The organism is Oleiphilus sp. HI0067 (assembly GCF_001635735.1).
This window is the reverse complement of the sequence record NZ_LWFI01001366.1, coordinates 1-19,082: the sequence shown is the minus strand read 5'-3', so window position 1 is coordinate 19,082 and position 19,082 is coordinate 1. Positions and strand designations below refer to the sequence as shown.

General features: G+C 43.1%; 17 protein-coding genes. 12 read left to right on the top strand and 5 right to left on the bottom strand.

From position 1 onward, the window contains the following. Positions 1–23: 23 nt before the first annotated feature. Positions 24–2,486 carry a Calx-beta domain-containing protein gene (locus A3739_RS21735; protein WP_068478333.1) on the top strand — a complete coding sequence of 821 codons (2,463 nt, stop codon included), beginning with the start codon at positions 24–26 and terminating at the stop codon, positions 2,484–2,486. Here A3739_RS21735 and mnmC read toward each other — a convergent pair. Both mnmC and A3739_RS21725 read right to left on the bottom strand, forming a co-directional pair. Beyond that, entirely contained in the window at positions 2,479–4,455 is a 1,977-nt protein-coding gene (gene mnmC, locus A3739_RS21730; RefSeq protein WP_068478335.1) for a bifunctional tRNA (5-methylaminomethyl-2-thiouridine)(34)-methyltransferase MnmD/FAD-dependent 5-carboxymethylaminomethyl-2-thiouridine(34) oxidoreductase MnmC, read from the bottom strand. The genes A3739_RS21735 and mnmC overlap by 8 nt on opposite strands. Before the next feature lie 16 nt (positions 4,456–4,471). Next, a complete protein-coding gene (locus A3739_RS21725) occupies positions 4,472–5,026 on the bottom strand; it encodes a peptidylprolyl isomerase (RefSeq protein ID WP_068478337.1) in 555 nt (184 codons plus the stop codon). Between the two features lie 206 nt (positions 5,027–5,232). Here A3739_RS21725 and A3739_RS21720 point away from each other — a divergent pair, with 206 nt between their 5' ends. After that, positions 5,233–6,024 carry a hypothetical protein gene (locus A3739_RS21720; protein ID WP_068478340.1) on the top strand — a complete coding sequence of 264 codons (792 nt, stop codon included), beginning with the start codon at positions 5,233–5,235 and terminating at the stop codon, positions 6,022–6,024. A gap of 26 nt (positions 6,025–6,050) precedes the next feature. Here A3739_RS21720 and A3739_RS21715 read toward each other — a convergent pair whose 3' ends face one another. The 3 genes from A3739_RS21715 to A3739_RS21705 are packed head-to-tail and all read right to left on the bottom strand — an operon-like array spanning position 6,051 to position 9,168. Beyond that, positions 6,051–6,758 (bottom strand): sensor histidine kinase KdpD, encoded by a 708-nt coding sequence (locus tag A3739_RS21715; RefSeq protein WP_068478341.1) that lies wholly within the window; start codon positions 6,756–6,758, stop codon positions 6,051–6,053. After that, entirely contained in the window at positions 6,755–8,395 is a 1,641-nt protein-coding gene (locus A3739_RS21710) for a tetratricopeptide repeat-containing response regulator (RefSeq protein WP_068478343.1), read from the bottom strand. The genes A3739_RS21715 and A3739_RS21710 overlap by 4 nt, the downstream gene beginning before the upstream one ends. Positions 8,396–8,403: 8 nt before the next feature. Next, positions 8,404–9,168: a PleD family two-component system response regulator gene (locus A3739_RS21705; RefSeq protein WP_068478346.1), complete on the bottom strand. Its 765-nt coding sequence runs from the start codon at positions 9,166–9,168 to the stop codon at positions 8,404–8,406. 171 nt (positions 9,169–9,339) lie between these two features. Between A3739_RS21705 and A3739_RS21700 the strand changes: the two genes are divergently transcribed. The 10 genes from A3739_RS21700 to A3739_RS21655 all read left to right on the top strand — a co-directional run. After that, positions 9,340–10,794 carry a glyceraldehyde-3-phosphate dehydrogenase gene (locus A3739_RS21700; protein ID WP_068478348.1) on the top strand — a complete coding sequence of 485 codons (1,455 nt, stop codon included), beginning with the start codon at positions 9,340–9,342 and terminating at the stop codon, positions 10,792–10,794. Between the two features lie 298 nt (positions 10,795–11,092). After that, positions 11,093–12,436, top strand: coding sequence for a Na(+)-translocating NADH-quinone reductase subunit A (locus tag A3739_RS21695; protein WP_068478350.1), 1,344 nt, complete (start codon positions 11,093–11,095; stop codon positions 12,434–12,436). Position 12,437: 1 nt separating this feature from the next. Beyond that, the gene (locus A3739_RS21690) at positions 12,438–13,631 is read left to right on the top strand and encodes an NADH:ubiquinone reductase (Na(+)-transporting) subunit B (protein ID WP_068473165.1); all 1,194 of its coding nucleotides are present in this window, start codon (positions 12,438–12,440) and stop codon (positions 13,629–13,631) included. Then, entirely contained in the window at positions 13,624–14,424 is an 801-nt protein-coding gene (locus tag A3739_RS21685; RefSeq protein WP_231876653.1) for a Na(+)-translocating NADH-quinone reductase subunit C, read from the top strand. The genes A3739_RS21690 and A3739_RS21685 overlap by 8 nt, the downstream gene beginning before the upstream one ends. A 1-nt stretch (position 14,425) precedes the next feature. Beyond that, the gene (locus tag A3739_RS21680) at positions 14,426–15,091 is read left to right on the top strand and encodes an NADH:ubiquinone reductase (Na(+)-transporting) subunit D (RefSeq protein WP_068478351.1); all 666 of its coding nucleotides are present in this window, start codon (positions 14,426–14,428) and stop codon (positions 15,089–15,091) included. Next, positions 15,091–15,702 carry an NADH:ubiquinone reductase (Na(+)-transporting) subunit E gene (nqrE, locus tag A3739_RS21675; RefSeq protein ID WP_197469541.1) on the top strand — a complete coding sequence of 204 codons (612 nt, stop codon included), beginning with the start codon at positions 15,091–15,093 and terminating at the stop codon, positions 15,700–15,702. Before A3739_RS21680 ends, nqrE begins: the two co-directional genes overlap by 1 nt. A gap of 35 nt (positions 15,703–15,737) precedes the next feature. Further along, positions 15,738–16,964 (top strand): NADH:ubiquinone reductase (Na(+)-transporting) subunit F, encoded by a 1,227-nt coding sequence (gene nqrF / locus A3739_RS21670; protein WP_068478353.1) that lies wholly within the window; start codon positions 15,738–15,740, stop codon positions 16,962–16,964. A gap of 18 nt (positions 16,965–16,982) precedes the next feature. Further along, positions 16,983–18,050, top strand: a complete 1,068-nt coding sequence (locus A3739_RS21665) for an FAD:protein FMN transferase (protein ID WP_082878539.1) — start codon at positions 16,983–16,985, stop codon at positions 18,048–18,050. 26 nt (positions 18,051–18,076) lie between these two features. After that, the gene (gene nqrM, locus A3739_RS21660; protein ID WP_068473827.1) at positions 18,077–18,307 is read left to right on the top strand and encodes a (Na+)-NQR maturation NqrM; all 231 of its coding nucleotides are present in this window, start codon (positions 18,077–18,079) and stop codon (positions 18,305–18,307) included. A gap of 71 nt (positions 18,308–18,378) precedes the next feature. Further along, the coding region (locus tag A3739_RS21655; RefSeq protein WP_156502742.1) for an FAD-dependent oxidoreductase at positions 18,379–19,082 on the top strand (704 nt) is incomplete at its 3' end.

The following is a 19,082-nucleotide window of genomic DNA, read 5'->3' as shown; positions in this document are numbered from 1 at the left end:
TTTCATAATAAGCCTTTCTGGCCATGAGTGCGTGTATTTTGAAACATTTAGTTCAAAAACTGTGTGTCGTTATTTCTATTCTTGTTCTAGCTGCGTGCGAAACAAATTTGAGTACGCCTGATTTACGAATTGTAAATGAAGAAGCTCTGCCCACAGAGATGACTTGGTATTCACCTATTGATATTCCGATTGAAATTGCGGGTGGTGAAGGCGGTTTTAACGTTCGTTATATTCAAAACCCCGAACCAGGTATGAGTGAAGAACTTACCGAAGATGCAGAGGGAAATAATACGATTAGCCTCAGTGTTGTGAAGCAAGAGGGAACACAAAAGAATACTTTTCGATTGCAGGGAGTGCCGATTCCACCTGCAGGATCTAACTTACAGGATTTTGAGAGCTCATTTTGGATTGAAGTTACTGATGGATCATCAACTGTTATATATAGGTCAGACTTTGCAGTAAATATCATATCTTTGAATGACGTATCGCCGATAGTTAGTGTTGAAGAAGGCGAGGCTAATTTAAGAAAAATAACAGGACAAGAACTGTCACAATTTACACCTTGCCGAGCGATCAATGATATTGAAAGTAGGTCCAGAGACTTAGGCTATGGTGAAGCTTTTCCTTACGCATTTTTGTTGAAAATTACACAGCCAGTTTCGGTGCCGGTTACGTTCGATTATGTTGTAGAAGAAGATCGATTTGCCGAAAACGTTGCTAGTTCATTTGTTGATTTTGTGCCGCAAACGGGTTCAATTGTTATTGAGCCTGGAGCGACGGGTTGTGCGGCTCCCATTTATATTGTCGATGACTCGATAATTGAAGAAAGAGAGAATTTCAAGGTAACTGTCACGGATCCTGGGAACCTGGCCTTCAGCTTTGCTGATCAGGTAGTTTTTATTCAAATTGATGATGATGAGCCGACTATCGAAGCCGAAGAGTTGTTTTTCACAGTCGCTCCCGGTGATAGTGTCTCGATACCAGTCGAATTAAATCGGCCTGCTGAAAGTGATGTTCGTATTTCGTTTAAAGTGAACCCTTCTGAAACTAATTTATCGAGCTTTGATTATTCACTAAACCCTATTAATCAAGTTCTAGTTGTGAACGAAGGTGATCGTTTTGGAGTTCTAAGTGTTTCGATTTCTGACACCCTGTCTTCTAGTGTTGTGTCAGATCCAAAGCTAGTAATAGAGGTGGCAACCGATGGGGGTGATGAGGCTGAGATTAGCGCGGAAATCACTGTCAATGCATACGTAAATGAAGACGTTTTGATTAATGACCCTACGATTGAATACCAAGCTATCGCAACGTCTGGCGCCGACGTGTTCTCGCTAGCCAATAGCCTGAGCAATGCATTTCAACGAGCTCGATTATATCGATATGATGCTCAAGGAAATCAGGCCTTGCTAGATGGTACTAACTTCTATGAGTTCTCTTCAGGCGGAGGCGACGTGTCGGCAATCGACGTGGCTTTTATTTCTGCTGGAGCAGGTTATTCAGATATCGCTCTATTACTCAGAACCGATCAGAGATTGACTCTTGGTGCTTCATCTTGGGGGGGGCAAGACTTTGCTGTTGTAAAACTTAGAGTTAATGATAGCGGTGCGGTGACTGTATTAGCTCAAAGTCAGCATGGTTCTGAAGTTGATGATGAAGTTGTTGAGTTAGTTATTACTGATAATGGTGAAATTGCTGTTTCTGGAAGTACCGAGGGTCTTTCTTTGGATGGTCAGTCTACTATTCCTCCTGAAGATGGCCGAGAAGGTTTTGTTTATTTATTTGACGGATCATTGTCCCTTTTATATAGCCGTTTTGTTGGCGATAGATCAGATAATAATATGGTAGGGCTGTCCGTTGATGATTCGAATGTTCACGCTTTCGTGACGGATGGTGCGGGTATATTTTCACGCTCTTTAGATGATGATGGATTTTTAGATGTAGATGTTGCAAGTGCGTCACTTAGGCAGCCAGCAGCATTTATGCAAGGTGGTGTTGCCAATTATGGTGACGATAATTTTGGTGTCTTGGTTAGTTCGACTTTCAGTAAAGATGGAGATGCTACACCTTCCTTAACAGATGATGTTTTTTTGTACAATTTGCGATTAAATGAAGAAAGTTCGATATCTAATCTGTTCACTATTGCCACGGATTCCAATGACGTTGGACGAGCTATTGCATTTCTTGATAAGGAAGATTTTGAGAGGGTTGGTGTTGTTGGCGAGACTCTCGGAGAGTTTGAGGCGGGCTCTATCATAGGAGGGCAAGATTTATTTTTTGCATCGGTTGATGTTGTGGCTACTCCGAGTTTGTTAAAAGTTCAGCAGTTTGGCACCGCCGGAACGGATTATATTGTAGATTTAGACGTTGTAGGCGAAGACAAATTTTTAGTTCTTTGGAAGGAGGATCACTCGTCAGGTGACGGTACCTTCCGCTACAGAATCACGCCATTTTCTCCAGATGGTGAAAACCTACTTCCTATTAATTAGTTGAATAAAAATGACCTTTCTTGAGGCTTTTTATTAAGAATCGCGCTGGTGATAGTTGTTTTGCTTGTTCGTGTGGAAGTCCGATACTTGAACTAGAAATTGTATCCACAAGAAGTCTTGCACTTAAGGGTGAGTAGGTGAGTCCCTTCGAGCCGTAAGCTAGGTTTAAGTATGTGTGATCGTAGTATCTGCCTTGTATTGTTTCTTGTTTGGCGTTTTTTGTAAGAAAACTATATTGCTTGTTCATTGCACTCGTTCGAGGTAGTTTCCCAACGATCGGAGTGTAGTCGTTTGACGTTGTCCGAATACCTGCATGTCGGCCTGAAACCTGTTCATTCAACGTCGCTTGATCGCTCCATCCTTTGAGCCAAGTCACGAGTTTTTCGATATTAGCGTGATCATCTTCCCTTGATTCAAATGGTTCTGAATTATTCAAGTCGTAACTGGCACCAATATGCAGTTCGCCGTGTAATGTAGGGCAGAGATAACCCTCGCCACATAGAACTGTTTTGGGTGTCGCGAATGACTTGGATGACAACTGAGTTGTTTGCCCTCTTAGGGGTTTTATTGGTAGTGGGTAGTTTATGTCTAGATCTTGGTAGGAAACTGCATTACATATTATCGTTGCATCTGCATTCATCGAGTTCAGTAACGCATCGCTCTCCCAATCCTGATGTGTATATTCACGCTTATTGATTAGCTCAATGTTGTCATGTTCTAGTACATGTTTAGAAAATGCCTCTGTGTCTAACCAACCTGCTTGTGGAAATACTAGCCCGCTGTCTTGAATATCTAGTCCGCTCAGGCCTTTGAGTTTATTTGCATCGGCCTGATACATGAATGTCTCAGGCAGTTCAAAGCGATCTACAACATTTTGCTGTTTAGCTCGTTCTTTTTCATTCCATGCTAGGTGAACAACGCCGCAAGTATGCCAAAATCTGTTTCCGCTTGAGAGTTGCTCTCTCGAGAAAAAGGTTTGAGCGTAGAGCTGTGCTTGAATCAGTAGTCGTGCTTCTGGTGTATATTGCTGAGGGAATTTTCCATACATGATCAACTGTTTTTGACCGCTAGCGCCTTGCAATGGGCCCTCTTGCTTCTCAATGATGGTGGCTTTAAAGCCTTTGCGGGCTAGAGTAATAGCGGTGGTGAGTCCTGCTATCCCAGCGCCTATGACGAGTACGTGGCCATGCTTGATGTTTGGGGATGAATTTTCGCTGATATGCCATGCTTGATCAGGCAAGGCCTGAGTTTTCGTGGTGCTTTCTAAGTGACGCGAAGCAGTAATCATTTCACGTTTTTGTTTGAAACCAGATATTTTGGAAACGATGAATCCCGCATCTATAAGGTTTCTTCGAACAAACCCTGCCGCGGTAAATGTAGAAACTGTCGTTTGGTGATTGCTATAAAGCGCCATATGATCGAACAATTTGCTGTTCCACATTTCTTCATTTTTAGATGGGGCAAATCCATCAAGAAACCAAACGTCGCTGAAAAACTGATATTTATCGAGTGCATTATTGAGTTCTTCGAAAAATAACTTTAGGCTGACTCTTCCAGATTCAAACTCTAAATAGTGGAATCCAGTAATAGGGCTTGGATATTGATTTAGTAGCTCTTTATATTCAAAGCCTAATTCAGGCCAGATTTTAGACGCTAACTTCAAGTCACTAATGCTAAGTGGAAACCCTTCTATGCTAGAAAATTCAAGGCGTTTTTTGGGTTCAGGAAGTGATCTCCATAGCGCATAGCAGGCTATAAAGTTAAGTCCGCTGCCGAACCCCGTTTCACAAACTCTAAGTGTATCTTGATCGTTCGTTGCGTTTCGCAGGCGTTCTTTGAGGCGGTTGGCCTCTATAAAGACATACTCAGTTTCTGCTAGCCCATCGTTAGCGTTGAAGTAAATATCATCGAAGTCCTTGTGATAAGGGATGCCATCTTTCCATTCAATGTTAGCGGTTGGGCGTTGCATAGTTAGATGTTTGTGCTTATTTGTTGATGCGTATTTCTTCAATGATGATGTCGGTGACAGGCACGTCTCCGTATGGTCCACGTCTACCAGTTTTCGTTGCGCTAATTTGATCAGCTACTTCCATTCCACGAACAATCTCGCCGAACACGGCATAACCAGCTTGTGAGCTTGATTTATTGAGGAAATGATTGTCTACCACGTTGATAAAGAACTGAGCCGTTGCTGAATTTGGGTCGTTGGTTCGTGCCATTGATAGGGTGCCACGCTTGTTTGGTGTGGTGGGTTTTGCTTCGTTTTGGATCGGAGCATTTGTTGGTTTCTTAACCATTCCCTTCTCAAAACCGCCACCTTGAACCATAAAGCCCGGTATTACGCGGTGAAAAATCGTATCGTTATAAAATCCGCTGTTCACATACGCTATAAAGTTTTTGGTCGTAATAGGAGCTTGTTGATCATAAAGCTTAACTGCCATTTCGCCGAGGCTTGTCTTTATGATCGCTGTTGTCGCTGCGCTGAGGGTGGTGCTTAACAACAAAGCTGTTGCGAAAATAACGAGGGACTTTAAGTTCATACGGGGCTCGCATTGTTTTTGTTAAAGAAGCGTAAATTGTAGCTTTCGTCTTATTTAAATAAAAGTGAGTTCTAGTTCACCAAATTTCATATCGTTACGTAGGGGTTACATCCCCTTACCAATACGAGTGGCTAGTTTTTAATCGATGAACCATGCTTTGAGTGTGATCCAAATTTGCGTTTTTTACATTTTAGAGGTGGTGGGCAATGGGCAAGTCTGTGCAGCAATCAAGACTGGGTCGTGTTCTTGTCAATAAGGGCATTATTACAGAGTCTCAGCTTAATTTCGCGCTTACAGAGCAAGGTAGAAGTGGTAAGCGATTAGGCGAGATTCTTTTAGATAACGGTTACATTAGCAATAATCAGTTAGAGAGTGCTTTGAAGCGCCAAGATCTATTGCGCCGTGTTGCTGCGTTTACAACAATCGCGTGGGCGCCGTTTCATGCGGTTGCGGGCTTTTCAGTTCCTGCCATGGTAAAACCTGCAGTTCCATCAGTTAAAACATCTTCAGAAATACAATTTGCTAATTTGCCTGCTGGGTTCGTTGCATTAAGCGAAGCAGAGTTAGAAAGTGCAGAAGCGCAAGGACCTTTTGTGTTAGGTAGCGCACTTTTGCCACAGTTCGGTTACGAGATGCCTAGCACTGGGGCAGAAAACAAACTAGAAGAGGATGACGAGGATACCACTGAGGAGCAAGTGGCTTTTCAAGCCATGGACGCGGTTACAACCGTTATGGGATTTGGTCCGTTGTCTAACTTTATTGAAGCTGATGTGACTATAGATGGCTTTCGTCGTTTCGATGATATGCCTGCCATGACAATCCTTGATGATGGTGGCGTAAGATTCTATACAGGTTTCGAAGCTGATCGAATTAGTATTGAAAATGTTCGTGTAAAAGGGAGTTCGAGCCCTGACACTATCGGAAGTTTTTATATTTCAGACGTGAGTTTCGATCGAGGCTCAAGCTTAACAATTCGTGGTGAAGAGGCTCGCTGGTAATCTAAATTTGCTCACTAGAGTTTCTTCTATGGGAGGAATACTCGGAATAAGCCGCCGCCCAGTTCACCTCCGTTTTCAAGGGAAATTCTTCCTCGCTTGCTCCCTTGTTGGTGAAGTGATGCGACTTGTGATGCGAAATAGAGCCCAAGCGATGTGCTGCCAGATTTGAAGTTAATGTTATTAAGCACTTCATCAGGTTCTATCTCAAGGATGCTTTTGGGATAACCTTGCCCATCATCATTAATACTGATTTCTAAATATTCGTCAGCGTCGATCGTGATGGATTTCGCCGTAATTTTTATCTTTGCCTTTGTGTAGCGGCTGGCATTATTCAGAGCGTTGTTAATGATTCCACTAACGAGCTCTCTATCAAAAAACCAAGCCAAATGATTCGGGCATTCTATTTCTAAGCTAATACCCTTGTTGGCAAGAATTTCTTGATATTGCGCTCGTTGCTCTGAGCATATGTCATCAAGATAAAATTCGTCTAAGTGTGCCGCGAGTTTCTTTTCTTTTATTCGATAGATACCTAGTAAGTGAATTAAGTCGTTATTGACTCTTTCTGCTTCATATCTGATCGTGCTAACCCCAAGGCCTTTCTGCTGGTCTTCAGGGAGTTGCTCGCAAAGTGTTTCTACACTGTGAATTAACATGCCTAAAGAGTTTTTCATGTCGTGAACGGATGACGCTAAGATCAATGAAAAGTCAGCAGTTGCCTTAGGGTTTTTGCTCATATCTGGTTTTCTCTTAGGATGTTTTGAATATTTGTTTTTATATGTTGTAAACGACGAAATTGCTTGTGTTGTTTAGGAATGTGCTGAATTCGTTCTATACATTCCTGCGCTAAATTCAAAGTGTTTGGCGATGATTCATCTTTATATAACTTAAGTGCAACTTGTGCCAAGTTAAGATTAAGTGCGGCGTGCTTTGGAGTGAGAGCTAGGGCTGATGTAAACGACTCAACAGCAGACTGAAGTTGCCCACTTTCAAATAGCTGAATGCCGGTTTTATTGAGACTCTTGGCTTTTATTCTAAGTTCAAAAGGTTCGGGTTCATCTAGTAAGGCTTCTATCTTGCCTAGGGCTTGAGGGTCTGATTCGAATTTTTGAGATAGCTTTATTAGTAAGTTCTCGGCTTCGTCTTGCCGACCTGTGGTATAAAGGCTGCGGCTTAATTCCAAGCCTAGGTCAACGCTAAGATCTTCGACATCAATTAAAGATTGTACTTCATCTATTAGCATTTGCGCTTGCTCGTGCTTGTCTCGGCCAACTAGTACTCTAGCTTTTACTAAATTAGCGCAATGACACGCTTCCTCTTCATAAGAAAATTTGTCAAGAATAGTCTCAAGCTGAATGTTAGCCTCGTTCGCGAGAGTGTTGCCCTGATTAGTCGTATCTCCGATTGATAGGTCACTTAAACAACGCCCGAAATCTAAGTAGAGGGTAGGTGTTTCGTGAACGGTATTCTCTCCAAACGTGATCGCTTTTCTGAATGCTTCGCTTGCAGAACGCAGATCATTATTTTCAACGCATAAACTCGCCAATTTAGACTGCCTTTTGACCATCCTAGGAGAAATAGTAACGGCTTCTTGGAGAGCTTCTTGGGCTTCTTGTCTTTGTCCTAAGTGCAAGCACGCGTCACTAACTCCTTCGTAGGCTTCTACCATCATTGGTGATTTTTCAATGACTTGCGAGAATACTTGCTTGGCTTGATCGTATTGCGTGGTATCTAGAAGTGTATGGGCTAGACCTAGTTGAGCCCAGTCTATGTGGCGCTGGCTGAGAACCTCTTTATATATTCCTTGAGCGCTCGATGTGTCTCCTAGTTTTCTATAGAGGCTTGCCATAGTTTGTAGGCACCAAGAGCGGTATCGTGTGCCATTTTCGATTTCTTGCTTACAAAGACTAATCGCCTTGGCGTAATTGTCGATATCAATCTCTCGATTGATTGGTTTTAAAATGGCTTGCTGGGTCATCAGTTGCAATAGCCGCTCTTCAAGCATATTACGAGTGACAGGCTTTGCTATATAAGCATCTGGTTGGAACTCTCGTGTTCCAAGTACTGTCTCTTTTGATGTATCTGCGGTGACCATAACGAAAAGGCTCGTATGTTTTATCCGCTTCTTCATGCGAAGTTCTTCTAAGATCTGTTGTCCATTTTTGCCGGCCCCAAGGTTAAAGTCACACAAGATGACGTCATAGCTGTCATATTTAGCTTGGTTCAGGGCTTGCTCGGCGTTAGCAACAGTATCGACAAATGCTGCACCAAAGCTTGTCAGCATGAGGCGAAGAGAGGTACGGAAATTTTCGAAGTCATCTACAATCAAAAACTTGCTGTTTTGGCAAAGTTTTCTTAATTGGTGTTCATTCACGTGTTTCTTTACCTAGATCTATTGCTTTGTTCTAAAAGAACAATGATCTCGTCAATGAGTTCATTAACTTGATGGATTTGTTGCTGCGTTCCTTTGTAATTTTGATCAATTTTTTGAGTAGTCAGCCAAGCAAATGTAGATGCAAATAGCGCTAGGGCAAGAAAACCTGTAAACAAAGGTTGTGGTAGCGCTATTTTGGATCGTTTGTTCGTTTCTTCTGCTTGTATTGAAGCCCAGCGCGATATTTCTGTCTTCATTTGACGATTTTCTTCGAGTAGCTCTTCGTAACTTGCTTCTAGCGTTGAGATTCTTGCGTAGAGTTTCGCGTTACTTGACTCGTTTTCAATAGTTTCGTTTACCTTACTATGCACTTCGTTAAATACGAGAGGGACGTCGTCATTCTTAGGAGTGCATATCCGATCAAGCATTAAATAGAGCTTATCTCTATCGATTTGTTTTGATATGACGCCCGCAGCTCCAAGCTTATGAGCCTCTTCGTAGTAATTGTGCGTATGCTGGGATGTATACATGATGACAGGGATATGCTTGGTTTTATCGTCATTTTTGATGCGCTCTAGTGTTTGAAAGCCATCAAGGCCTGGCATCATATGATCGAGAAAAATATAGTCTGGATGAAACCACGATAATTGGGATAGTGCATCTTCACCCGAGCAGGCTTGTTCGCAATGAACGCCTTTCTTTTTGAGTATTTTTGTGAGTAAGGTTCTTGAGGTTGACGAGTCGTCTACGACTAGTGCGCTTTGGCTTGTCACAATGGGTTCCAGATGTGATTTTTCTTTATAAATAATAAGTTTAGCAAGCTCTGGGCGTTTGGCTAAAAATAATACTTTTATTGGCTCGGTTAATTAATTGCCAAGCGGTCAGATTATCTGGATAATACGCGGCCTATTTTATGTGCGCACATATACAAAGAGGTGTGAAGCGTGAGCAACGAAAACATTCAAAACCATTTTAACGATTGGACTCAACGAGAAGCTGCTGCAGAAGCAATGATTCCTTTGATTGGCCGTCTATATCGTGAGAACAATGTAGTGACGTCGATTTATGGTCGCGCAATCATCAGTCAGTCTGTGATTGGATTGCTTAAGTCACATCGTTTTGTGCGTCAAATTGAGAATACAGAACTTTCTGCGCTAGATACGCTAGAAGTTCTAAAAGTGCTTGATGGTTTGAATCTTGGTCCAGCACGCGTTGATATCGGTAAATTAGCTGTTTCGTTCAAGGCGCAGAGCGATGCTTCTTTGGAAGAGTTTTTGAAAGCAGAGCTTGCAGACGTTATTGGTAAAGGCGGTGAGCAGGCGAATGCTGAGTCTAAAGACGTTGTTTTATACGGTTTTGGTCGAATTGGTCGTCTTCTAGCGCGTATTTTGATCGAGAAAGCGGGCGGCGGTAATAACTTGCGATTGCGTGCGATCGTTGTTCGTAAAGGTAAGGCTGATAATGACTTAGAAAAGCGTGCAAGTTTGTTGCGTCGTGATTCTGTTCATGGTCCATTCGAAGGTACGATTTCAGTGGATAATGAAAACAATCAAATCATTGCAAATGGTAACTGCATTCAAGTTATCTATTCAAATGGTCCTGATCAAGTTGATTACACTGAGTACGGCATTAACGATGCACTAGTGATTGATAATACTGGTATCTGGCGTGATGAAGCAGGTCTTGGCCTGCACTTGAAATCAAAAGGTGCAGCTAAGGTGTTATTGACTGCTCCTGGTAAGGGCGACATTAAGAACGTTGTTTACGGCATCAATAACGATGTGATCGAGTCGAGCGATACGATTCTTTCTGCTGCTTCATGTACAACAAATGCGATTACGCCTGTATTGAAAGTTATCAACGATGAGTATGGCGTGGTAAATGGTCACGTTGAAACTGTGCATGCGTTTACAAACGATCAGAATTTGATTGATAACTACCATAAAGGTAGCCGTCGTGGTCGCAGTGCTCCTCTGAATATGGTTATCACTGAAACGGGAGCAGCAAAGGCGGTTGCGAAGGCGCTTCCAGAAATGGCTGGTAAGTTGACTGGTAATGCTATCCGGGTTCCTACGCCTAATGTTTCTATGGCTATTCTTAGTTTGAATGTTTCGCGCGAAGTGACTATTGAAGAAGTAAATGACTTCTTGCGTCACACAAGCTTGCATTCAGAGTTTTCAAAGCAAATTGATTTCACGAACTCGAACGAAGCAGTTTCAAGTGACTTTGTTGGTAATCGTCGCGCGGGTATTGTTGATGCGCAAGCGACTATTGTCAGTGGTTCGCGCATTAATTTGTACGTTTGGTACGATAACGAGTTCGGTTACAGTGCTCAGGTGATTCGAATTGCGAATCAAATGTCTGGTGTGGAGTATCCTACATTCCCTATACATCCATAAATAGCCGCTCAAGATATAAAAAAACCGCTCAATGAGCGGTTTTTTTATGCCTAATTTAAAGGGGTTAACTGACAATTGGTGATTATAGTCAGGAACTTACGAACTATAGCTAAGCTTTATTTTACTTATGTGGTAGCAAAATAGTGGGCGCGTCTTTATAATTGGCGCGATTTTTTGGTTCATCTATGCGTAATTGTGCCTGGTCATTTGTGGTTAGGGATCTTATTTCGCTGTAAGTCTCTGTTATTCAAAGATTTAGATGGAAAATTCATTTTTTGTTTATGTTTAGGCGGGATTAATGGTCAAGATTAAAAAAGGCCTCGATCTTCCAATAACTGGCGCTCCAGAACAAAAGATAACTGACGCAAAATCGGTCAGTCGTGTAGCTCTTGTTGGGTTCGACTATGTCGGAATGAAACCAACAATGGCTGTGCAGGTTGGCGATGTCGTTAAGAAAGGTCAGTTACTTTTTGAGGATAAAAAGACCAGCGGTGTTCGTTACACTGCGCCAGCCAGCGGTAAGGTTGTAGAAATTAATCGCGGTGAACGACGAGTCTTTCAATCTATCGTTATTGAGGTAGAGGGAAATGATGCAGAGTCATTCGATAAGTATGATACTGCGGCGTTTGAGTCGTTGACGCGCGATCAGGTACGCGACAATTTAGTTGCTTCAGGTATGTGGACAGCTCTACGTACACGCCCTTTTAGTAAGGTGCCTGAGTTAGGTAGCGTTCCAAATTCGATTTTTGTAACTGCAATGGATACAAATCCTCTTGCAGCAGACCCTTCAGTTGTTATCTCCGAGAAAGCCGAAGCATTTTCAAGCGGTTTGACAGTCCTTTCTAAGTTAACTGATGGTCGTGTGTTTGTGTGTTGTGAGGCGGGCAAAGAGCCTAGCGTTCCTTCATCAAGCCAAATTGCTGTTGAGACGTTCTCGGGCGTTCACCCAGCAGGTAATGCTGGCACGCATATTCATTATCTTGACCCTGTTAGTGCTGAGAAGACTGTTTGGACTATCTCATATCAAGACGTGATTGCCATCTCTGAGTTGTTCGCAACGGGCGAGCTTTCAGTTGAAAGAGTTATTTCGCTAGCTGGCGAAGGTATTGCTCGGCCTCGTTTGGTTCGTACTCAACTAGGTGCTTGTGTAAGCGATTTGGTCAACGGCGAAGGTGACAATGTTACCTGTCGTGCGATCAGTGGTTCTGTGTTTGGCGGTCGTACAGCGCGCGATTCAGTTGACTTCTTGGGTCGATATGCACAACAGATTTCAGTCATTCCAGAGCCTCAAGAACGCGAGTTGTTCGGTTGGTTAAACCCGGGCATGAACAAGTTCTCTGTCATGAACATTTACTTATCAAAATTAATGGGAAGTAAACTGTTTAGCTTTAGCACCACTACAAATGGTAGTGAACGCGCGATGGTTCCTGTTGGTGCTTATGAACGTGTAATGCCATTAGACGTCCTTCCTACTCAGCTTCTTCGCGCATTGATTGTTGAAGACACTGAACAAGCTCAGCAATTAGGTTGCCTGGAGTTAGACGAGGAAGATTTGGCATTATGCACATTTGTATGCCCTGGTAAGTATGAGTATGGTCCGATCCTTCGGTCCAACCTAACGCGCATCGAGAAGGAGGGCTAATATGGGCTTACGTAGTTTTTTAGATGATCTTGAGCCGCACTTTCATAAGGGTGGCAAATATGAAAAGTTCTACGCACTTTATGAAGCCGTAGATACGATTTTTTACTCACCTTCAAGCACAACTGCTGCGACATCTCATGTTCGCGATGGCGTAGATTTGAAGCGTATTATGATCACAGTTTGGATGTGTACATTCCCAGCTATGTTTTTTGGTATGTGGAATATCGGTTTCCAAGCAAACGATGCAATTGCAGCAGGTCTAGCGACTGCTCCAACGGACTGGCATAGCTTGTTCTTTATTGGTCATGACCCAAGTAATATTTGGCATAATATGGCTTATGGTGCAGCTTACTTCCTGCCTATTTACGCGGTTACCTTCGTAGTTGGTGGTTTTTGGGAAGTGTTGTTCGCAGCTGTTCGTGGTCACGAAGTTAACGAAGGTTTCTTCGTAACATCGATTCTATTTGCTTTGATCTGCCCACCTGATTTACCACTATGGCAAGTTGCTTTAGGTATTTCATTTGGTGTTGTGATTGGTAAAGAAATCTTTGGTGGTACCGGTAAGAACTTCTTAAACCCTGCTTTGACTGGTCGTGCATTCTTGTACTTCGCATACCCAGCTGAAATTTCAGGTGACGTCGTGTGGACTGCAGTTGATGGCTTCTCTGGTGCTACTTCACTTAGCCTCGCGGCAAGTGGTGGTGTCGAAGCGATCATGGCGAACAACATAACTTGGTTGGATGCATTCTTCGGTACCGTTCAAGGGTCGATGGGTGAAACATCAACGCTAGCGATTTTGATCGGCGGTGCGGTTCTTCTCGCAACGCGCATTGCCTCACTTCGTATTGTGATGGGTGTGTTCTTTGGTATGACTGCGATGTCTACCTTGTTGAATCTAATTGGTTCGGACTCTAACCCAATGTTTGATCTGCCATTCTACTGGCACTTCGTTATTGGTGGTTTTGCTTTCGGTATGATCTTTATGGCAACAGACCCTGTGTCTGCTTCCATGACCAATACCGGTAAGTGGTTCTACGGTGCTTTAATTGGCGTAATGACGGTTCTTATTCGCGTTGTAAACCCAGCTTTCCCAGAAGGCATTATGTTGGCGATTCTGTTCGCGAACTTGTTTTCACCGTTGATCGACCATTACGTTGTTCAAGCGAATATTACGAGGAGGTTGGCTCGTGTCTAGTAAAGAAACCATGGGTAAAACCTTTACTGTTGCAGTTTTGTTGTGCCTTGTATGTTCAATCATTGTTGCGGGTTCAGTTGTTATCCTGAAGCCAACTCAGCAGGAGAACAAAGCGCTCAACTTGCAAGCAAACATCTTAGCGGCTGCGGGTTTGCTTCCAGCAGGTGCCGATAAAACTGCAATCCAAGAAGCGTTTAAGAAAATCGATGCGCGCATCGTTGATTTGGATACTGGCGAATATGCAGAGCCAGATCGAGTTAATAAAGAAAATGCACTTGATTACGACCAGCGTAAAGCTCAAAAAGATCCTAAGTTATCTAAGGCGATTGCGGGTAGTGAAGATATCGCAAGTATCAAGCGTCGCGTTGACTACGCAAAAGTATACCTTGTGCGTGAAGGCGACGAGATCAAAACAATCATTCTTCCTGTTAGTGGTTACGGCCTTTGGTCAACACTTCACGGCTTCCTAGCGCTAGAAGCAGATGCTAACACTGTTGTTGGTTTTGGCTTCTATGAGCATGCGGAAACTCCAGGACTTGGTGGTGAAGTTGATAATCCAAACTGGAAAGCTCAATGGCCTGGTAAAAAGGTTTACGATCTTGACGCTTCTGAAGCGCCAAAAATTGCGTTGTTAAAAGGTGCAGTTGATCGTTCAAACCCAGAAGCAGAGTATCAAATTGATGGTCTTTCGGGCGCGACTCTTACAAGTCGTGGCGTGACAAATCTCGTTCAATACTGGACAGGCGAGCACGGTTTCCAAAAGTACTTGCAGAAATTGCGTCAGGGGGTATGAGGTGAGCACAGCATCCGCTAAACAGGTTTTATTCGAACCTATTTTTAGTAATAACCCAATTGCCCTCCAAATCCTTGGTATTTGTTCGGCACTTGCGGTTACCACTAGCATGCAGCTTTCAGTTGTTATGGGCTTGGCAGTATGTACTGTTACAGGCCTTGCCAACTTGGCTGTATCTCTTATTCGAAGCCAGATTCCTTCGAATATTCGTATTATTGTTCAGATGACAATTATCGCGACCTTGGTAATTGTTGTAGACCAAGTACTTCGTGCTTACGCATACGAGCTTTCGAAGCAGCTTTCTGTATTCGTTGGTCTGATCATCACTAACTGTATTGTTATGGGGCGTGCAGAAGCGTTCGCGATGCAGAATGGCCCAGCAATGAGTTTTGTTGATGGTGTTGGTAACGGTCTTGGTTATGCAGTTATCCTGCTGTTCGTAGCATTCTTCCGTGAATTGCTTGGCTCAGGTAAGTTGTTCGGTATTGAGATTCTACCGCTTGTGAATGATGGTGGCTGGTATGTGCCAAATGGTATGTTGCTACTTCCGCCAAGTGCATTCTTCTTAATTGGTATCTTTATCTGGATTGTTCGTACTTGGGATAAAGGCCAAGTTGAAGCGCCGGATTACAAGATGTCAGCGCACCGTGTTAAGGAGGCATTCTAATGATTGAGCATTATTTAAGTCTCTTTATTAAGGCGGTTTTCGTCGAGAACATGGCTTTGGCCTTCTTCTTGGGTATGTGTACCTTCTTGGCGATCTCTAAGAAGATTCAAGCAGCGGTTGGTCTAGGTATCGCAGTTATCGTTGTATTGGCCGTAACCGTGCCAGTGAACAACTTGATTTATACCTACGTATTAAAAGAAGGTGCGTTGGCATGGGCGGGTTACCCTGAAGTTGATTTGAGCTTTTTGGGTCTGCTTACCTATATTGGTGTAATCGCCGCACTTGTACAGATTCTTGAGATGGTCCTAGATAAGTACTTCCCAGATCTTTACAACGCGCTAGGTGTTTTTCTTCCGTTGATTACGGTGAACTGTGCAATTATGGGTGCGTCTCTATTCATGGTAGAGCGTGACTATAACCTCGGTGAATCAGTGGTTTATGGTGTGGGTGCAGGTGTTGGTTGGGCTCTAGCAATTGCAGCTCTGGCTGGCATCCGTGAAAAGTTGAAATACAGCGACGTACCAGAAGGCCTTCGTGGTCTTGGCATAACCTTCATTACTGTTGGTTTGATGTCACTTGGTTTTATGTCGTTCAGCGGTATTTCACTGTAGCTGTTAGACGAAGAGGTTTAAAAGGGTAATCCTATATGAATGCAGAACTCGTTCTAGGCGTTGTCATGTTTACCGTCATCGTTCTAACGTTGGTTGCGGTAATTTTGGCAGCGCGAGCTAAGCTAGTTAGCTCGGGTAATGTTGCGATCACTGTAAATGATGATCCCAACTCAAAAATTGAAACGCCTGCTGGTGGTAAGTTACTTCAAACGCTTGCGTCTGAAGGCTTATTCCTTTCATCAGCTTGTGGCGGCGGTGGTACCTGTGCGCAGTGTACTTGTAAAGTGCTCGAAGGTGGTGGCTCCATGCTTCCTACTGAGCGTACTCACTTTACTCGTCGTGAAGAAGCAGAAGGTTGGCGTTTAGCGTGTCAGGTTCCTGTTAAGCAGGACATGAAAATTGAAGTTGACGAAGAAGTCTTTGGTGTTAAGAAGTGGGAATGTACGGTTGAATCTAACCCGAACGTTGCTACTTTCATCAAGGAACTGACGCTTCGTCTTCCTGAAGGTGAAAATGTCGATTTCCGTGCAGGTGGTTATGTTCAGCTTGAATGTCCTCCACACGAAGTTGACTACAAAAACTTTGATATTGAAGAAGAATATCGCGGTGATTGGGATAAATTTGACGTTTGGCAATATAAGTCAAAAGTTGATGAAACCGTTATCCGTGCTTATTCGATGGCGAACTATCCGGAAGAGAAGGGTGTTGTTAAATTCAACATTCGTATCGCTTCTCCACCTCCGGGAACTGATCATCCACCAGGACAAATGTCTTCTTGGGTCTTCGACTTGAAGCCGGGAGATAAAGTAACTGTATACGGTCCATTTGGTGAGTTCTTTGCGAAAGAAACCGAAGCTGAAATGGTATTCGTTGGTGGTGGTGCTGGTATGGCGCCAATGCGTTCGCATATTTTTGATCAGCTCAAACGTATCGGCTCTAAACGTAAGATGTCGTTCTGGTATGGTGCTCGTTCATTGCGCGAGATGTTCTATCAAGATGAATATGATGCGCTTGCTGCAGAGAATGACAACTTTGAATGGCATGTGGCACTTTCTGATCCTCAGCCAGAGGACAATTGGGAAGGCTACACAGGCTTTATTCATAATGTTCTTCTTGAGAACTACTTGAAAGACCACCCAGCGCCCGAAGATTGCGAGTTCTACATGTGTGGGCCTCCAATGATGAACGCTGCGGTTATCGAGATGTTGAAAAATCTCGGGGTCGAAGATGAAAATATCATGTTAGACGATTTCGGTGGCTAACTGACCTCATAATAAAAAATGCCAGACTTTGTTCTGGCATTTTTGTTTTATGGTTATGGAAATCGAGAGAATGAGGATGTTTTGTTGATACTTCGTTTTAGTGCTTTGCTTAGCTTTTTGTTTATCGTTGGTTGTTCTGAATCTCCTGAAACATTTAAGTTTAGCGGCCATGTGATGGGTACAACTTATTCAGTCGTTCTTGTTGAAACGGATTTGGCTGATTCATTATTTGAAGAAACTAAAGTTGGCGTTGATGAAGTTTTGTCTCGTGTAGATAGGGATTTATCCACGTATAAGCCTGACTCTGAGATTATGCGCTTTAATAACGCGGATGTCGGTCAAACCTTTATGTTTGGCCCGCATATGCAGCATGTTACTGACATTTCAATTGATGTGTTGGAAAAGTCGAAAGGGTATTTCGACCCAAGCATAGGGCCTTTGGTTTCTGCATGGGGCTTTGGTGTAAACAGTCAGATTTCAAAGCCAAGCAAAGAAATTATCGAGCAATTAAAGTCGCAAGCGAATATGAGTCCCGTTTCTTGGGACGGAGGACGTTCCTTTAAGAAAGTTGGAGTTGGGTTTATAGATTATTCGGCTGTCGCAAAAGGTTATGGAGTAGATCTTGTTGCTGATTATCTTCGCGAGCAGGGGTTTAAAGATTTTATGGTAGAAGTCGGAGGAGAAATCAAAGTTGCTGGTAAGAACGTTGAGCGTATTAATTGGCGTATGGGTATAGAGCAGCCTGATTTAATGATGCGAAAGGCGTATAATATTGCATATATTACAAATGTCTCAATGGCGACGTCTGGTGATTACCGCAATTACATAGACGATGAAGATGGCAGATATTCGCACACGATTAATCCGATATCTGGTTATCCCGTCAAAAATGATATTGCTTCGGTTAGCGTGATATTGGAAAGCTGCGCGTACGCAGACGCTTGGGCAACAGCTTTAATGGCAATGGGCAGTGAGAAAGGCGTGACTTTCGCGTCTGAACACAATATTCCCGCGTATTTTATTTTGAGAGAGAGTAAGGGCTTCTCGGCGATTGCTACTGAGCAAATGAAGTCTTATTTGAACTAGACGTAACTTATTTTAGGAGTGTCATGATGGAAATTTTTCTTGTCGTTTTCATTTTTATGGGTGTGTTAGTCGCTCTAATGGCAGTTGGTGTGATCTTTAGTAATAAGCCGATTAGCGGTTCATGCGGTGGTATGAGTGCACTAGGAATGGACGTTGCCTGCGATATTTGTAAGGGCGATCCTGCTAAGTGTGATAAAGAAAGTGAAGACGCTGCGAAAGGCAATACTGATTTAGCTTATGAAGCCAAGACTAAGTGAAAAACATAGTCTACTCTGAATGTAAGTGTATGAAATTTATAATGATGTAATGGAAGAGGGACGAAGGAAGTATGGCTGAGTATCGCTATGATGTAGTTGTTATTGGTTCGGGGCCTGCAGGAGAAGGGGCTGCAATGAATGCCGCAAAACACGGAAAACGTGTTGCGGTGATCGAAGAGAAACAAGTTGTTGGCGGTAACTGTACCCACTTAGGGACAATTCCTTCAAAAGCATTGCGTCATGCTGTTAAACAGATCATTAGTTTCAACACGAATAGTATGTTTCGTGATATTGGTGAGCCTCGTTGGTTTTCATTTCCTCGTGTTTTGAAAAGCGCTGAAAAAGTTATTCATAAGCAAGTGAAACTCCGTACTCAGTTCTACGCGAGAAATCGGGTTGATCTATACAATGGCCGTGCGTTCTTTCTAGATAAAAATCGAATTGAGGTAAGAGATAATCAAAGCACGGATGTATTGATTGCGGAAACGGTCATCATTGCAAGTGGAAGTCGGCCTTACAAACCTGCCAATGTCGACTTTAGTCATGAGCGTATATATTGCAGTGACTCGATTCTTACCTTAAGTCATACGCCTAGAACGATCGTTATTTATGGGGCCGGAGTAATCGGTAGCGAATACGCGTCTATCTTCGCAGGCTTGGGTGTAAAAGTAGACCTGGTCAACCCCGGTGAAAAGTTACTTTCATTCTTAGATGACGAGATCTCTGATGCTTTGAGTTATCACCTGCGCAATAACGGTGTGTTAGTTCGTCATAA

What these genes read in the sequence shown, in the direction of transcription:
- nqrE (WP_197469541.1), top strand. Translation starts at nt 15,091, where the DNA reads ATGATTGAGCATTATTTAAGTCTCTTTATTAAGGCGGTTTTCGTCGAG.
- A3739_RS21665 (WP_082878539.1), top strand. Translation starts at nt 16,983, where the DNA reads ATGCCAGACTTTGTTCTGGCATTTTTGTTTTATGGTTATGGAAATCGA.
- A3739_RS21725 (WP_068478337.1), bottom strand. Translation starts at nt 5,026, where the DNA reads ATGAACTTAAAGTCCCTCGTTATTTTCGCAACAGCTTTGTTGTTAAGC.
- A3739_RS21735 (WP_068478333.1), top strand. Translation starts at nt 24, where the DNA reads ATGAGTGCGTGTATTTTGAAACATTTAGTTCAAAAACTGTGTGTCGTT.
- A3739_RS21695 (WP_068478350.1), top strand. Translation starts at nt 11,093, where the DNA reads ATGGTCAAGATTAAAAAAGGCCTCGATCTTCCAATAACTGGCGCTCCA.
- mnmC (WP_068478335.1), bottom strand. Translation starts at nt 4,455, where the DNA reads ATGCAACGCCCAACCGCTAACATTGAATGGAAAGATGGCATCCCTTAT.
- nqrF (WP_068478353.1), top strand. Translation starts at nt 15,738, where the DNA reads ATGAATGCAGAACTCGTTCTAGGCGTTGTCATGTTTACCGTCATCGTT.
- A3739_RS21715 (WP_068478341.1), bottom strand. Translation starts at nt 6,758, where the DNA reads ATGAGCAAAAACCCTAAGGCAACTGCTGACTTTTCATTGATCTTAGCG.
- nqrM (WP_068473827.1), top strand. Translation starts at nt 18,077, where the DNA reads ATGGAAATTTTTCTTGTCGTTTTCATTTTTATGGGTGTGTTAGTCGCT.
- A3739_RS21690 (WP_068473165.1), top strand. Translation starts at nt 12,438, where the DNA reads ATGGGCTTACGTAGTTTTTTAGATGATCTTGAGCCGCACTTTCATAAG.
- A3739_RS21720 (WP_068478340.1), top strand. Translation starts at nt 5,233, where the DNA reads ATGGGCAAGTCTGTGCAGCAATCAAGACTGGGTCGTGTTCTTGTCAAT.